Origin of the sequence: Thalassoglobus sp. JC818 (assembly GCF_040717535.1) — a bacterium.
Taxonomy (GTDB): domain Bacteria; phylum Planctomycetota; class Planctomycetia; order Planctomycetales; family Planctomycetaceae; genus Thalassoglobus.
In genome coordinates this window covers 78472-93777 of sequence record NZ_JBFEFI010000005.1, presented here as the reverse complement: position 1 = coordinate 93777, position 15306 = coordinate 78472, and the positions used below count along the sequence as shown (strand labels likewise).

13 protein-coding genes are annotated in these 15306 nt (G+C 52.3%); 10 read left to right on the top strand and 3 right to left on the bottom strand.

What is annotated here, in order from left to right; all coding sequences use genetic code 11:
* Positions 1–10 precede the first annotated feature (10 nt).
* Positions 11–1621, bottom strand: coding sequence for a DNA polymerase Y family protein (locus AB1L42_RS14375; RefSeq protein WP_367056837.1), 1611 nt, complete (start codon positions 1619–1621; stop codon positions 11–13).
* Entirely contained in the window at positions 1551–2246 is a 696-nt protein-coding gene (locus AB1L42_RS14370) for a hypothetical protein (protein WP_367056834.1), read from the bottom strand. Before AB1L42_RS14370 ends, AB1L42_RS14375 begins: the two co-directional genes overlap by 71 nt.
* 690 nt (positions 2247–2936) lie before the next feature.
* On the opposite strand from AB1L42_RS14370, the gene AB1L42_RS14365 reads away from it, so the two are divergent.
* The 10 genes from AB1L42_RS14365 to AB1L42_RS14320 all read left to right on the top strand — a co-directional run bounded on the left by AB1L42_RS14365 (position 2937) and on the right by AB1L42_RS14320 (position 13556).
* Positions 2937–4490: an exopolysaccharide biosynthesis polyprenyl glycosylphosphotransferase gene (locus tag AB1L42_RS14365; RefSeq protein WP_367056831.1), complete on the top strand. Its 1554-nt coding sequence runs from the start codon at positions 2937–2939 to the stop codon at positions 4488–4490.
* A 71-nt stretch (positions 4491–4561) separates the two neighbouring features.
* Positions 4562–5836 carry a polysaccharide pyruvyl transferase family protein gene (locus tag AB1L42_RS14360; protein WP_367056828.1) on the top strand — a complete coding sequence of 425 codons (1275 nt, stop codon included), beginning with the start codon at positions 4562–4564 and terminating at the stop codon, positions 5834–5836.
* The gene (locus AB1L42_RS14355) at positions 5833–7269 is read left to right on the top strand and encodes an oligosaccharide flippase family protein (RefSeq protein WP_367056825.1); all 1437 of its coding nucleotides are present in this window, start codon (positions 5833–5835) and stop codon (positions 7267–7269) included. Before AB1L42_RS14360 ends, AB1L42_RS14355 begins: the two co-directional genes overlap by 4 nt.
* Before the next feature lie 32 nt (positions 7270–7301).
* The gene (locus AB1L42_RS14350) at positions 7302–8549 is read left to right on the top strand and encodes a Coenzyme F420 hydrogenase/dehydrogenase, beta subunit C-terminal domain (RefSeq protein WP_367056822.1); all 1248 of its coding nucleotides are present in this window, start codon (positions 7302–7304) and stop codon (positions 8547–8549) included.
* 34 nt (positions 8550–8583) lie between these two features.
* The gene (locus tag AB1L42_RS14345) at positions 8584–9504 is read left to right on the top strand and encodes a glycosyltransferase family 2 protein (RefSeq protein WP_367056819.1); all 921 of its coding nucleotides are present in this window, start codon (positions 8584–8586) and stop codon (positions 9502–9504) included.
* A 140-nt stretch (positions 9505–9644) separates the two neighbouring features.
* Positions 9645–10106 (top strand): glycosyltransferase, encoded by a 462-nt coding sequence (locus tag AB1L42_RS14340; RefSeq protein ID WP_367056816.1) that lies wholly within the window; start codon positions 9645–9647, stop codon positions 10104–10106.
* Positions 10103–10585 carry a glycosyltransferase gene (locus AB1L42_RS14335; protein WP_367056813.1) on the top strand — a complete coding sequence of 161 codons (483 nt, stop codon included), beginning with the start codon at positions 10103–10105 and terminating at the stop codon, positions 10583–10585. Before AB1L42_RS14340 ends, AB1L42_RS14335 begins: the two co-directional genes overlap by 4 nt.
* A gap of 193 nt (positions 10586–10778) precedes the next feature.
* Entirely contained in the window at positions 10779–12188 is a 1410-nt protein-coding gene (locus AB1L42_RS14330; RefSeq protein ID WP_367056810.1) for a hypothetical protein, read from the top strand.
* A 300-nt stretch (positions 12189–12488) separates the two neighbouring features.
* Positions 12489–12836 (top strand): hypothetical protein, encoded by a 348-nt coding sequence (locus AB1L42_RS14325; protein WP_367056807.1) that lies wholly within the window; start codon positions 12489–12491, stop codon positions 12834–12836.
* 240 nt (positions 12837–13076) lie between these two features.
* Positions 13077–13556, top strand: a complete 480-nt coding sequence (locus AB1L42_RS14320; RefSeq protein ID WP_367056804.1) for a hypothetical protein — start codon at positions 13077–13079, stop codon at positions 13554–13556.
* 264 nt (positions 13557–13820) lie between these two features.
* On the opposite strand, the gene AB1L42_RS14315 is transcribed toward AB1L42_RS14320, so the two are convergent.
* Positions 13821–15281 carry a DUF1501 domain-containing protein gene (locus AB1L42_RS14315; RefSeq protein WP_367056801.1) on the bottom strand — a complete coding sequence of 487 codons (1461 nt, stop codon included), beginning with the start codon at positions 15279–15281 and terminating at the stop codon, positions 13821–13823.
* Positions 15282–15306: the final 25 nt, after the last annotated feature.

Genomic DNA, 15306 nt, shown 5'->3' with positions numbered 1-15306 from the left:
CGGGCAACGATCAATCGAAGGCTGCGTGCAGATACCAGGTCTGTGTGTTGAGATCGCGGAAGATCCAGAAGTGCAGACCGACTCGGGTCTCGATGTGGAAATAATCTCGCTTGATGTAGTCGTGTCTCCACCAACCTGTGGTAATGCGTTCCGGTCCCCAGGCATGCGCGACCTGATGCCGTTGTCGGTCACACCGAAAATCGTGCGGGAATCCATCGGAAGTCAGTTTCCCGACGGTGATCTCAACGGGAGTCTGCTTGAGCCAGAGCGGACGTTTAAGAAATCCGAGGACTGGAGGGGGAGAAAGGGGTTGGCTTCGGAAAGAAGCCATCGCCGGGATAAACCGCACAGCGAGTTCGGGTTGTTCTTCGGCGGCGAACTGAACTCTGACGACTGCTTCCGGACCGAGTCGGCTGTGAAGTCGTTCAATTAGATGCTCTAACGCAGACGAATCGGTCTGGTGAGTTGCGTCGTCAAAAAGTTTCGCCTGACGTTTACTCAGAGGGCTGGTTTGCTTGGCGCGGAGTGTGATCCGAAAAATCTGTTCGGGCAGTTGCTGGTGTTCCCAGCGAAGTGTGATCAGTTCCAGCAAGTGCGATGCTGACTGAGTTGGGCGGAGCAGTTCAATTTGCGTGGAGAGACTTTGCTGGCCGATCGCGGTCAGTTCACATGAGAGAAGGCGGACTCCCAACTCGGCAGGGAGGAGTTTCTGCACGAGGCGGTCGAGTTGGGGCTTCAGGACGAACTCAAGAGTTGCCCTGTCGTTGATGGTCTCTTCGCTTTCCCAGATTTGTTCGTCGCATTCCGGTCGACGTTCGGCAGCGATTTCTTCGGGCATGCTGCCTTGCAACTGATCGAGTCTCGTCAGCAGTTCAGCGGGGAATCGCGACGGTAAAGTTCGACGCGGCAGCTGGAGTAATTGGCGGACGGTTCGCAGGCCGAGTTCTTCGAGAGAATGAACCGTTCGCGAAGAGAGTCGCAGCAAGCGAATTGAAAGCGGACGTAATAATGAGGGCAACTGTGCTTCGGAAATGATGGTTGTGGGCGATTCTGCAGTTCGCTGATGAGCGAATGCCCAGGCAGCGCCGACGGTGGGGGCGATGGCCAGACGTGCATCGAGTTCACGATCACGCATTTCCGATAAGACAGCTTCGATGAGATGTTCTTCTCCTCCGAAGAGAGGAGCGCAGCCAGAGACATCCATCAATAAGCAGTCGGGTTCGTCGGATGCTTCTAATCCGACACACGGAGAAAAACGCTCACACTCCCAAGCGAGTTTGAGTAACGCCTGACGGTCTGCCTCTGGCTGGTATGTTTCAAAATGAACGAGGCGATTTTGAGCAGTCCGCAGATTCTGCTCGTTGGAAGGAGTTGGTTTCGGTTTTGGAAACGGGTTGGTTTCCGAGAAACTCTCTTCAAGCAAGACTTCAGCATCCGCCACTGGCAGGCGTGGCAAAACGCCGCAGGCTCTGGCTTGCGGACAGCAGGCTGCCACGACTTTCTGGTCCTTGGGGCCGACGGCCTGAAGAACGAGAATGTTCTTTTTGCGTTCAGGCTGATCGATCCATGCTCGCTGGATGGGCCAGTTGGGAATCCACACGCACAACGCTCGCATCGTCATGGATAATGACCTGAGAAGGTTGATGTGAAGTGCGCCCTCCACGGACGTGGAGGAGTTCCATCTGGAGCACTCGTGTTAGTGAAGCCTGTCTCGGTCCAGGCTGGGGTGTGATATGGATGCGGTAATCCGCCCAGGAAGGTTCATGGCGGTATTTGGAAGGCCGCAGAAACATGGCTATTCCCCGGCCGTGCTCAGCTGCCAGCTTGAAGCGTCGGTATGTTGAGGGGAGAACTCTTTCCAATGGTCCAATTGCAAGAACTCCCGCGGTCGATCGTAAAACTTGCTCATACGTCCAGAAAACATCCTTCCGATGCGGGCGAAGAATGAGCATCCGATCGAATGTTCCACCATTTCCGAACAAACCGGTCGGGTTAAATTCCTGTCGAGGGTCAACGATGACCAATTCCATGTTGCGTTGATGCAACAAGGGACGGATGAGTTGAAATACAAGGCTTCCAGTTCCTGATCCGTTTTCGGAAATCCATTCCACGACCGTTCCGGGAGGAAGTTCCTTGCAAAACTGATGGTCTGCCAATAAGGAGTGTGCAGCAGAACGTGGCAAGACAGATGGATTTCTCTGCAGAGAAACGAGCTTTTGGCGCAGTTGCTGCAGTGTATTGTTCACTGAACTTCTCACCTGTCATGGCGTGAGTTTGAGACAGGTTGAGTGTACTTTTGTTCAGTTTGTTGTCAAGGACGAAGTTGCAGCATGTCAGGGATCAAAATGCATCGATGGTATGGAAAAAGCATGCTGTTGAGCAGATGCCACAATCCGGCATGATCACTACGCACGCTAAAACTCTCAGAAACCAGACACTCAACGTTTCTGAAAACATTCACGAGATTCTTAATCCACGATTGATTCACTTTTCCCAAAGAAAACTACTCTGTGATTTCTGCAGTGAGTTCTTGACACAACTTCAACGCCAATTGCATAGTGAAGAAGAGCGAGATGAATTCAACACTCAAAGAGGATGGTCGATCGATCTATCAGAGCGGGCAACTTTGTAGACGTTTCAACAGATATCCACACACAGAATCCACACAAGCGATACCTTTGGTATTTCTACGCTTTCCCGCCTGATCTGTGTTTCTTAATTAGCAAGACGCTTCTGCAACGTCCCAGGTTTGGATCCTCCCAACCGCAATAACCTGACTACTACGAATCAACTGACTGACGAACACCAGCGCAACGTGACAAATTTCAGGAACGTTCCATCCCCGCCCAACTCGGAACCGACAATTGGGCAGTACCGATAACAATTCGAGTCAGATGAATACACCTAATTCTTCCAGCCCAACGATCGGTAGACCTGTGTCAGCTCAAAAGCGATTTGCTCGGTTAGAAGCTCTCGAACAGCAAAGCGCCCATACCCTTGCTCGTTATTGCCAGGTTCACTCCGGGGCACACAAATTTGGAAACCACGCGAAGCTCTCGCTGGCGAGCCTCGTGCAATCACTGGTCACATCGCTCCCACTGGTTGTGACAGATACAGTGGTCATGTGGTTCGTACTGCTGACCGCTACGGGGATCGCCGAACGACTCCTGGGATTGCCGACGACCACGATTCAAAGTCAGACGGCATTCATCTCTGCGGTTCTGATGTTTCCGCTCGCTCGACTCGCGGGCATGTATCCCGGGTTCGGCATGAACCCAGTCGTTGAGTTCCGAAACATTCTGCGATGCTCAGGCATGGCGTTGCTCATCTTCGTTGCTGTCGGCATGACGATGCTTTTGAAGAGTTGGACCTTCTTCCTGACAGCATCAGCCATCGCTTATCTGCTGTCTATTGTGGTGTTCCCTTCCGCACGATTTGTCGTTCGGACATTCATGGCTGCTGTTCCTTTCTGGGGAGCACCGGTTTTGATCTATGGAACTCCTCAAATCGCCACGGACTTATACCGCCGTTTGAAGCAAATGCCTGACCGCGGGTTCCGACCTGTCGGTGTGCTGCTTTCACCAGAAGACTACTGGAGCCACGAGCAGAACAACTGTGCTCCAGACATTCCTTACTCAGACGTTCGCTCCTGTTTTGATGTCGCGAATAAACAGAAGGCGACCTGGGTTCTCATCTCGCACGAGGTCCCGATTGAACAGGAAGAACTCGAGCCAGGACTTCTTGCGATTCCCAACCGTGTTCACCTGGCATCATCCAGCTTCGACATGGGACCTTGGGATCAGATTTATACTGTTGGTCCAACATGCGGACTTTGGGTCGGTGGAGTTGTGCCAAAATCTCTGAAGGTGGCAGCAAAGCGATTCATCGACATCGCTATGACCATTTGCGGCGGACTTGTTCTGTCCCCGTTGCTCGCATTCATTTCGATCGCAATTAAGTTGTCATCGAAAGGCCCAATTCTTTACGGTCAGAAACGTGTCGGGCTGGGCGGAGAGACTTTCACAGCCTGGAAGTTCCGGTCGATGGTTCCCAATGCGGACAAGGTCCTCGATGAGTATCTGCAAAACAATGACGCTGCACGCGAAGAGTGGGAACAGACACACAAGTTGAAGAATGACCCTCGAGTGACCTGGATCGGGAAGTTCATTCGAACCACCAGCTTTGACGAATTCCCACAACTCTGGAATGTGTTCGTTGGGGAAATGTCGATTGTTGGCCCACGGCCGATCGTCAATTCGCCAACTTACGATCAAAGCTACATCGTCGACTATCCTCATGAGTTCAGTGCGTACAAGACTGTGAGACCGGGGATCACGGGAATGTGGCAGGTCAGTTGTCGTAACGCTGGTGTCTATGAGAAGCGAATCTACTGGGACATGTACTACATCCGACACTGGTCTTTGTGGCTCGACATGTACATCATCCTCCGCACAATCCGCACAGTTCTGCTCCGTGAAGGCTCCGCTTAGAGATGGGATCAAATCCAAAAATGTCACAAAGAATTTCAGAGATTCTGAATTCGGGCCAATTTTATTGTCTCATGGGAGCTCCACTCGATACCGGAAATCTCGGTGTCTCTGCTTTGGCTCTTTCAGTGATTGAAAGCATTGCGAAACGGCATCCAAACTGGGTGCCTGTACTGCTTGATTATTCGAGAGGAGAGTTTCTTTCGAGCACTCGCTTGAGCAATGGGGAAGAGCTGGAACTGGTTCACATCGGGACGTCTGTCTCACGTCGTTTCTGGAGAACGGACAACCTCAACTTTATCCGATTCGCTCAACAGATCGGGTTTCCGCACAACGCACTGAAGGCGTTTCGCAACAGCCAAAGCGTTCTCGATATCAGTGGCGGAGACAGTTTTACGGATCTCTATGGGCCGAGACGATTTGAGGATATGACGGTCCGAAAGCAACTTGCTCTTCGGGCTGGTGGCAAGTTGATTCTGCTTCCGCAGACGTATGGTCCTTATTCAACCGATCAGACGTTTCGTGTCGCTTCCGAACTCGTTCAGAACTCGATAGCTTCCTGGGCCAGAGACGGTCGAAGCTTCGAAACGCTCAATAAGATGATGAATGGCAAGGGAGACGAAGGACAGGCTCGCCTCGGAGTTGACGTCGCCTTCGGACTTCCGCTTCTGCCTCCGGATGAAGCTGTTCAATCACAAGTGAAAGCGTGGAGCGAAGATTCGCTCACAACTGTTGGGATCAATGTCAGTGGACTCATTTACAACGGCGGCGAAGATGCTCAAGCCCAGTACGGCTTGAAAGGAAATTACCGCGAACTGGTCGACAAGCTGGTTCGAAAGTTCCTTGCCGACGAGTCAGTTCGCGTCGTTCTTGTGCCGCACGTGATCCCTCCGAACAACCCTGTCGAATCGGATCTCACTGCGTGCGAAGCGGTTCGCAATGCGGTGCCTCAGGAATTGCAATCCCGTTTGGAAGTCATTCCAGCACTCTCTGACCCGAGATGTGCGAAGTGGGTCATCAGTCACTGTGACTGGTTCTGTGGAACGCGGATGCATTCGACAATCGCTTCGTTGTCGACCCAAGTTCCAACCGGAGCATTGGCTTACAGCTTGAAAACCAAAGGCGTCTTCGAGACATGCGATTGCGGCGACTGTGTGATCGAACTCAGAGATGATTCTGTGGAGACATGTGTGCAAGGCATGTGGGACTGTTTCCAACGCCGTGAAGAGATTCGCGAGACACTCGCATCTTCGATTCCACGAATTGCCGAACAGGTCGAAGAACAGGCGGACTCCATCGTCAGAGCCATGGAAGGGATCGCTCATTCAGAGTTGGTTGAACAAGCATGAGTGACCGAATTCTCAGAGGAGGAGCCATTGTTTCTGCTGGTCAGGCAGTGACTCTTGGACTCTCTTTCGCCCGAAATCTTGTTCTCGCCAAATTGATCGGTGCTGAGAACATGGGGATCTCGGCCGGGTTTCTCGCGACGATGTCGGCCGTCGAGTTGGCCAGCGACATCGGCATGCAGAAACAGGTGGTCCAGTCTTCAGACGCCGACAGTCCGGAGTTTCTCGGAACAGCTCATTCGATGATGCTGATTCGAGGATTGATCCTGGGCGCTGTCTTGTTTCTCGTCGCAAAACCATGTGCGGAGTGGTTTCAAGCTCCTCAAGCGGTCTGGGCGTTCCAGCTTTTGGCGTTCGTTCCAATCTTCAAGTCGCTCATGAATCTGGATGTGATTCGGATTCAGCGGAGCATGAAGTTTGGGCCATTTGTGATCGTCGAAGTGGTGTCGCAAGTGGGAGCACTGGTCGCTGGTGTGATTGCCGCGATGGTGACCCACTCTTACTCCGCGGTCTTGATTGCTATCCTGACTCAGTCATTCTTGAGCGGTGCCGTTTCCCATTTTGTGGCGAAAGAACTTTATCAACTCAAGTGGTCGCCGAATCATACGACGGGCATGGCCGACTATGGATGGCCACTCATGATCAGCGGAATTCTGATGTTTGTGGGGCTTTTCGCTGACCGCTTTATCGTTGGTCGCGCTTACGGTCTGGTCGTTCTAGGGAACTACGCACTTGCCTACTCTCTCACAAACGTTCCGATCCAGGCGGCGACGAAGATTCTGACATCGCTCTTCTTCCCAATCCTCTCAAAGCCGAGTGCTTCATCGAGCTTTAATGAGCATTACTCACAGGTGTCACAGATTACTGCTTCCGCTGCAGCTGCGTTTGGAGCGGTCGCGATTCTTGTTCTGCCGACTCTGATCGAATTGGCTTACGACAAGGAGTTCGCCGAGGCGGGAACGATTGTCGGTTTGATTTCCGTAATGATGGTGGTGCGACTGCTGAGAACAGCTCAGGCTCAGGCACTTCTGGCGCTAGCGGAAACAAAAGGCTTGCTGGTGAGTAACGTCATGAGGGCTCTCGGAGTGCCTGTTGCGTTTGGCGTTGCCACGATCGGCGGTTCGGTCGAAGCTGTCATTCTGATTATGCTGCTGGCGGAAGTGCTGGCTCTGTTGACTTCCGTCTTCTGGCTGAAATACGCACGTCACGTTCCTGTCTTTCCGAGTACAACCCAGCCAATCATTGCATTCGGACTGGTGGTTACGATCTTTCTCGTCGATCGGTACGTGTTGGAATCGAGTCTTCCAGTGCTTCGTTTTGGATTGGCCACGGCACTGTCGGCCGGGCTGGCATATCATGCAATGACGGCCCTGAATGGTTTGCGAACCAGTCAGCGCGTCGGGGCGACTGGAAAGATTGCTCAACCAACAGGTTGACACACCGAATTCTGGACACGATCAACGGTAATATGACGTCGAGCTTCGAAACAATCGAACGAATCAAAAAGCAGCAGTTGTGCTGTGGCTGTGGGGCGTGCGCGTATGTCAGCCCCGAGTTGTTTCAGCTGGAAAACGTCGAAAACGAAGGGATTCGACCTCAGCGACTGACAACGGAGTCAAACGCCGACACACAACGACAAGAGGCGGAAGCTGTTGCTGTCTGTCCGGGCAAAGAACTGAAACACGAAAATCTGGGCATCCCTGAAAACATCAAAGATCTGATTGCCGGGTGGGGACCTGTTCGGGGAGTCTGGGAAGGCCACGCTGCGGACGAAGAGATTCGCTTTCATGGTTCGAGTGGAGGAGGGATCAGTGCTCTTGCTCTGTTTGGGTTAGAGAAGAAGGCTGCCTCCGGAGTCTTGCACACCGTCATGGATACCGAGAACCCGGTTCTGAACAAGACCGTTCTCAGCACGACTCGTGACGAGTTGCTAGGGGGAGCAGGGTCTCGGTATTCACCGGCAAGCCCGTGCGAACGATTGGATCTGATCGAACAGGCAGACGGGCAAGCGGTTTTCATTGGAAAACCCTGCGATGTTGCAGCTTTAAAGAAGGTGCGTAGGATACGGCCTGAACTCGATAAGAAAATTCAGGTGACCATCGCACTTTTCTGTGCTGGCACTCCATCAACGGCAGGGACGAGAGCTGTTCTGAAAAAGATGGGCTTCGAGTCGGACAACGAAATTCGCTCGTTCCGCTATCGAGGGAAGGGGTGGCCCGGACACGCGACTGCGGTCAGCCACGAGGGACGCGAAGAGAAGATGACCTACGATCAATCGTGGGGAGACATTCTAACCCGTCACGTTCAGTGGAGATGCCGAGTCTGTATCGATCACACCGGAGAATTTGCGGACATCGCCATCGGAGATCCTTGGTACCGGACTCCGAAAGAAGGTGAGCAGGGTGATTCTCTGATCGTTGCGAGAACAGAAGCTGGCGAAAAATTCATTCGAGAGGCGATCGAAGCTGGCTACCTTCGGGCTGAACAAATCGATCCGCAACTCCTGCCTGCTTCACAGCCAAACCTATTGAAGACGCGAGGAAAAGTCTGGGGGCGACTCGTGGCCTGCCGGATGTTGTTTGCCGGAGCTCCGCGCTACCGTGGAATGCCAATGTTTCAGTTCTGGATGAGTCAGCTCACGCTGAATGAGAAGTTCAAATCCATCGTCGGAACACTGCGCCGAATTGTGATGCGGCGCTATCTCGGCAAGCGCTAGTCGTTCAATCGGCGGGGAAACAGGGGGAGTTCAAATGCAAGGCAGCGTCATCATTCCAGCCCACAACGAATCCGCCGTGATTGAGCGGACGTTGACTTCGTTGTTGAAGAGCATTGGAGATCAACCCGTCGATGTCTTTGTGGTGTGCAATGGGTGTACAGACGACACCGCCGCGAAAGCCAAACAGTTTGCCCCCAAAGTGCAGGTCATCGAAACCGAAATCGGATCGAAGGTCCACGCACTGAACCTTGGGGACGAAGCAGCGACCAAGTTTCCCCGAATCTATCTCGACGCAGATATCGATGTCACACCGAATTTTGTTCCGGATATGATCACGGCAATGGAAGGTGATGATGTCAGTGCCGCCTGGCCAACTGTTCGCTATGAGACCTCAGACTCATCCTGGATCGTCAAAGCTTATTACTACGTTTGGCCGAGACTTCCCTACAACCAGCCAGGGCGAATTGGTGTTGGGGCGTACGGAATGAACGAAGCAGCTCGAGGACGATTCGAGGAGTTCCCGAAAATCATCTCCGATGATGGTTTTGTCCGCGGACAGTTTACGAAGCCTGAGCGAACGATCGTGCCGACCTGTCAGACTCTGGTCTACGCTCCGTCCACAGCTTCCATGCTCATCAAGATTCGAACCCGCAGTCGGCTTGGAGTTTACGAGCTGAAGTCGACTCATGCGGCCGTTTTGGAACGGCACCACTCTGAAGACAATCGCTGGGAAACAATTCGGACGATCCTGCGCCCCGATGTTCTCATCCGTTTTCCCGTTTATCTGATCATCAGTTTGATCGTTCGATACCGGGCGAAGAAGCAGATGGCAAACTTGAGCTCATACAACTGGGAACGAGACGACTCATCTCGAAAAGGGGACGGAGAGAACGCCGACACAGCACAAAAACAAAATGGCGATTCCAAGCACGAAACCGTTTCGTCGTTGAAGTAGTTCCCCAACGTTTTTCTATTGGTAGAGATAGAGTCGTTGGGAGCATTCGAGTAATCGCTTGAGCGGGCGTTTCACGTCGACGAATTTTAGGCCGAACTGTCTCATTCAAAACATTGCGTAGCTGACTTAAGGGATAACCATTGGCGGACGTTAAGCGAAAAAAAGTGCTCGCTGTTGCATCTCGAGGAGGGCATTGGACACAACTGCTCCGCCTCCGAGACGCATTCTCTGATTGTGATGTCGTCTTCATCAGTACTGTCCCTGAATACGCTTCGATGGTTGAGGGAGAGCGGTTTCGAGTCGTCCCCGAAGGCAATCGCGACAGCAAATGGAAAATGCTGCGATCCCTGGTCGCGCTGATTCAAGTTGTCGTCAGCGAACGTCCGGACGTGATCATCACGACCGGGGCAGCTCCAGGTTTCTTCGCTCTCCGAATCGGAAAATTCATCGGCGCCAAAACGATGTGGATCGACAGCATCGCCAACGCGGAAGAGCTTTCGTATTCCGGCAAGTTGGCGTTGAAGCAGGCCGACGTCGTCCTGACGCAGTGGGAACATCTCTCGAGTCGTGAGGGAGCACAATACTGGGGATCGGTGATATGATTTTCGTAACCGTCGGGAGCCTGCAATCCTTCGATCGACTCGTTCAAGCAGTCGATGAGTGGGTTCAGACCAGCAACAGTTCCGAAGAGGTGATCGCTCAGATCGGCAAGTCGACATATGAGCCGAAGTCATTCCAACCTGTCGAAACGTTGACCCCGGACGAATATCGGAGTACGTTTGACCGAGCGCGGCTTGTCGTTGCACATGCGGGGATGGGGACCATCATTACCGCGCTTGAAACGGGAAAACTCACGGTGGTGATGCCGCGACGAGGGCATTTGAACGAAACTCGAAACGACCACCAAATGGCAACTGTCAGCCGTTTCAAGCGGTCGGAACGAATTCGCGTCGCGGAAGACGAAGCCGCACTTCCAGGCGTTCTCGATGAATTGGCTGACGCTGATGAGTCGACAATTGCAAAAGAAGTCTGGAATCCCGACCCAAATCTGATTATCAAATTAAAAGAGTTCATCGGTTAACGTTTGAGATCGTGGTTCAAGCGAATTCATGACAACAGGCGTGATTCGTAGAAGCACAAAAAAGACTCTGTCCGGTCACGGCAAGAGAGCGATTTAAACGGTTCAATCATTGAGCCTTAAAGAAGATTCTCGCACTAGCAGAAGGAACTCAATCTGTCGTTGGTTTTGACAGCATGAGTGAAACGATCCCGAAATGTTGTGGAACATTCTGGCCTACGAGCCCGCCGGATACTGGAAGATTGCAGAGAACCAATGGTACTCCAACCAGACGGTCGTGCATCCTGTCGGGCTTGGTCTGCTTATCACAGCATGCCTCGGAATTCTCATCCTTCCTCGTCGCGGAGCTCTCGCCTGCGCTTTGCTGCTACCGTGTTTCGTCTCCGATGCGCAAAGGATTGCAATCTTTGGCTTAGATTTTAGTTTCACAAGAATTCTTATAATCACTATGTTGGTACGAGTCCTACTGCGAGGGGAATATCGTTCGTTTAGACTTCAACGGCTCGATAAACTTGTACTCATCTGGATCGTCTGTAAAACGATGGCCTACACATTGCAAAATGGCAATAGTAGTGCATTTGTCACTATGCTCGGCCAATCAATTGATCATGTTGGAGCTTACTTCGCACTCCGCTTTGTGTTGAAAGACTGGGGCGATATATGCGCCATTGCCGTGTTTTTTGCCGTTGTCGCGTCGGTCGTTTCATTCTTCTTCGTCTACGAGTGCAGTACCCGGAGAAACCTGTTTTCAATTTTCGGAGGGGTTCCTGAAATTACCAAAATGCGACAAGGGCGGCTTCGGTGTCAGGGAGCGTTCGCTCATCCAATCGTTGCAGGTTGTTTCTGGGCAGCTCTTTTGCCGTGGTTTTACGGACTGATGGTCTTCAATCGACGCTATCGTGGAGTGGCCGTCGTAGGAGCTGGAGCATCCTGCGTTATTATCGTGACGTGCTCGTCTTCGACTCCAGTGTTCGGGGCGTTGACCGCCTGCATTGGGATCGGTTTCTGGTATATTCGAGCACTCACTTACCCTGCCGTTTGTGCTTTGTTCTCACTCTTATTCATATTGCATCTGTCGATGAAACAACCGGTTTGGCACTTACTGGCACGCGTAAGCGCTGTTGGAGGATCGACAGGGTATCATCGCTTCAATTTGATCAATCAGGCCGTAAATCGATTTAACGAGTGGGCAGTGGTCGGTACTCGTTCAACAGCACATTGGGGGCTTCAGCTATTCGATGTCACGAATCAGTTTATTTTAGAAGGAGTTCGCGGCGGATTTATCACGATGATCCTGTTCACGTGGATGCTTGCCGAAGGCTTTCGTCTCGTAGGCCGGATTACTCCCCTATATCGAGGAGATCCTCGCAAGCAGAAGATGGCATGGTGCCTCGGGGTTTGTTTGCTCGTGCATACGGCGAACTTCTTTGGGATTTCCTACTTCGGTCAAATTACCACCCTTTACTTCATGTCACTAGCAGCGATTCCGTCGATGTACACGTGTGCCAAGAGAGAGTCGATGATGCAGATGGCTCAGCAGCATGTCTACGTGCCGGATTCCCGTTATCAACAGGAAACGACGGAGGTTGGTTCAGTCGGCTATTAGATAACCGTTTTGATTCTCGTGTTTCAGTCACTGAATTAGAAAATCTGGCCCGTTTGATCGATGAAACAGCGGACATTTTTCTCCAATTCAGTTCTTGCTCGTTTCGCACTGAAATTCTCACATTCCTTTTCTGCCAATGCTCTGTTTGTTTCAAGTGCCTTGACTTCAGTTAGTTCACGCTACCAAACCGGTAGAAAAGCCCTCAAAACTCGTCCGACTATTATGGGAGTTCAGGCTGCGCAAAAATAGATCCAGTGGTGGACTGCTGGATTGAGGACTTAGCCTTTCAAGAGCAACGGAATGATTTTGACGGTCTGGTGTCTTTCAAATTCTAAGAAATCCGACAGTCGGACCGCGGTTGTGCTCAAGTGGCTGGCTGGCGTTTCGTTCTTTGTGTTCGCCATGCACCAGCCGTTGCTGATGATTGTGAAGAAGGTTGTGTTTGCGGCGGTGAACCCGCAATCAGGTTCTTCAATTCTCTTGCTTTACTTTCTTATTCCGCTGTTCGTGATTGCAGTTTCGGTCGGCGTTTACGAAGTTTTGAGTCAGATGTTTCCTCGCATGACGGCCATGATGTCTGGTGGACGACTTCCGGAGAAACCGAAACACCTCCCAGAGGTTTCTGCTCCAGAACGTTCGACCGTTTGAGAAACGAGAGTGTTCGACGCCGTAGCCAACGCATCGATCCTTCTTGAAGGAACTGGCGGAGGCGGTAGGGATTCGGTAACCTGAACAGCGACTTCGGTGCGCGCATTTTGTCGCATCCGATGATTGGAAATCATGCGTCGTTGACGGACTTGGCAATGCGACTTTCATCGCAACCGAATCTGGCGTGCATGAGTCGTTTTCAAGTCCCGATGAGTAGGAGTGAACGCGGTGAAGAATCGCATGACTGAGCGAAACTTATTCTGGTTTGTGGTGGGCGCCATCTTCGGTAGCGTCGTGATTTATTACCTGCCGACGGAACCCGCTTTCGCAGCGACTGCCAATTCCGGCGACAAGTTCTCGATGTGTACTGTCAGAACTTCAGTGGGTGCGAGCGAAGCGATTTTCGTTCTCGACCAGGTGACAGGACGACTGCTCGGAGCTCAACACAGCCTCCAGCGGCAAGCGTTTCACCAGTTGTATCAACGGAATCTCGCAGCAGACTTTGGGGTGACTGACAATGCGAGATACGTGATGGTTTCTGGCGACATTCAGACCGGGGGCGGCGGCGGATCAGCACCGCCAGCACAGGGGGCGATTTACGTCGCTGAATTGAATGCTGGGGTTGTCTTCATGTACGGGTTCACAATGTCACCAGCAGGTCAGGGTGGTCCACCTCGCGACTTGATTCCACTCGCAAGTTTCCCATTCCGCGGAAACTAGAGCAAGTTGTTCGTTCCTGTGCACTCGCTTTCACTGTTTCATAAATTAAAAGGCTGTGCTTGCTCGTGCGAGATCGTGCACACGAAATCAGAAAATGCTCTAAGCGATTCAGACAAACGCTTGTTACTCGCCTGACATCAGTTCATCGGGCGAGTCCAGTCTAAATCGAATTTCGAGATTACGTCACAATCGAAAAGATCCGTCCTGAGTGATCAGGGCGGATCTTATTCTTTTTGAGCTCGTTCTTCTGGCATCGCAGAAACACTAGGCGATGATCTCTCGAATGACTCGTCCTCCGACGTCGGTCAGTGTTTCGTCACGTCCCTGATGGAAGTAGCTGAGAAGCTCGTGATCGAGTCCCATCTGGTGAAGAATTGTCGCATGCAGATCGTGCAGGTGAACTTTATCTTCGACCGCGGCAAATCCGAGTTCGTCGGTGGAGCCGAATGTTTGACCTCCGCGGATTCCTCCACCCGCCATCCACATGCTGAAGCCGTAAGGATTGTGGTTTCGGCCGGGAGCGCCCGGGCCTTCGCTGAAAGGCATGCGGCCGAATTCTCCACCCCATACGACGAGCGTTTCGTCGAGAAGACCACGTTGTTCGAGGTCGGTGAGAAGGGCAGAGATTGGCTGATCGACTTCGGCGCCGTGCTGGCCGTGATTCTTTTCGATGCTTTCGTGAGCGTCCCAAGTTTCTTCGAGGTGTCCACCACCCGAGTAGAGCTGAATGAACCTCACGCCGCGCTCAACAAGGCGACGAGCGACGAGGCAATTGCGTCCATATTCATTCGTCGGCTCCTGACCGACTCCGTACATCTCGAGTGTTGATTGGGATTCTTCGCTGAGGTCGACTGCTTCCGGTGCAGCAGATTGCATGCGGTAAGCGAGTTCGTAATTCGTAATGCGGGCAGCGAGGTCTGCACCATTCTTTCGAGCGTTCAGATGGTTTTCGTTTAGTGCACTTAAAAGATCCAATTGTTCACGTTGAATCTCTGAAGTGACCATCGGTGGTCGCTCGAGATTCAGGATGGGATTGCCAACGGGTCTGAATAAAGTTCCCGAATAGCTGGCGGGCATGAATCCACTCGACCAGTTGGGCTGACCGCTGATGGGGCCGCCGCGTTTGTCGAGCATCACGACATAGCCAGGCAGATTTTCGTTCTCAGTTCCGAGTCCGTAGACAGTCCAGCTGCCGAGTGAGGGACGTCCAATTTGCGTCATCCCGGTGTTCATCGCGACGAGTGCTGAGCCGTGAGCGTGGCTGTCGGTATGACAGGAATTCAGAACGCATAGCTTGTCAGCATGCTTGCGGATGTTGGGAAAATAGTCGGAAATCAGCATGCCGCTCTCTCCTCCGGGACGAAAAGGACGCCAAGCAGGTGTCAGAAAGCCAACTTTTCTCCCGCCGGAGTTGATGAAGTTTTTGTCTTCGGGAAGTTGCTTTCCGGCGTACTTTTCGAGTTCGGGTTTGTAGTCGAACGTGTCCACTTGAGACGGTGCGCCGTTCATCATGAGGAAGATGCATGACTTTGCTTTGGCTGTGATTTGACCAGGGCGACTTGCCAGAGGGTTCGAGGAATCGGTGCCGGATTCTGCGTAGGAGCTACGTTGCCCGAAACCAGATCCACCGAGGAGGCTGGCCAGCGCGACTCCTGCGAACCCGTTCCCCATTTCCCAGACGAATTCTCGTCGAGTTTGTCCGCAAGGAAATTTTCTGAGTCCCATGTGGTCACCTTCGCGATTGTTGCCG

Coding starts and splice junctions, on each gene's coding strand:
- AB1L42_RS14360 (WP_367056828.1), top strand. CDS start 4,562: ATGGGAGCTCCACTCGATACCGGAAATCTCGGTGTCTCTGCTTTGGCT.
- AB1L42_RS14335 (WP_367056813.1), top strand. CDS start 10,103: ATGATTTTCGTAACCGTCGGGAGCCTGCAATCCTTCGATCGACTCGTT.
- AB1L42_RS14325 (WP_367056807.1), top strand. CDS start 12,489: ATGATTTTGACGGTCTGGTGTCTTTCAAATTCTAAGAAATCCGACAGT.
- AB1L42_RS14345 (WP_367056819.1), top strand. CDS start 8,584: ATGCAAGGCAGCGTCATCATTCCAGCCCACAACGAATCCGCCGTGATT.
- AB1L42_RS14350 (WP_367056822.1), top strand. CDS start 7,302: ATGACGTCGAGCTTCGAAACAATCGAACGAATCAAAAAGCAGCAGTTG.
- AB1L42_RS14355 (WP_367056825.1), top strand. CDS start 5,833: ATGAGTGACCGAATTCTCAGAGGAGGAGCCATTGTTTCTGCTGGTCAG.
- AB1L42_RS14315 (WP_367056801.1), bottom strand. CDS start 15,281: ATGGGACTCAGAAAATTTCCTTGCGGACAAACTCGACGAGAATTCGTC.
- AB1L42_RS14330 (WP_367056810.1), top strand. CDS start 10,779: ATGTTGTGGAACATTCTGGCCTACGAGCCCGCCGGATACTGGAAGATT.
- AB1L42_RS14320 (WP_367056804.1), top strand. CDS start 13,077: ATGACTGAGCGAAACTTATTCTGGTTTGTGGTGGGCGCCATCTTCGGT.
- AB1L42_RS14375 (WP_367056837.1), bottom strand. CDS start 1,621: ATGACGATGCGAGCGTTGTGCGTGTGGATTCCCAACTGGCCCATCCAG.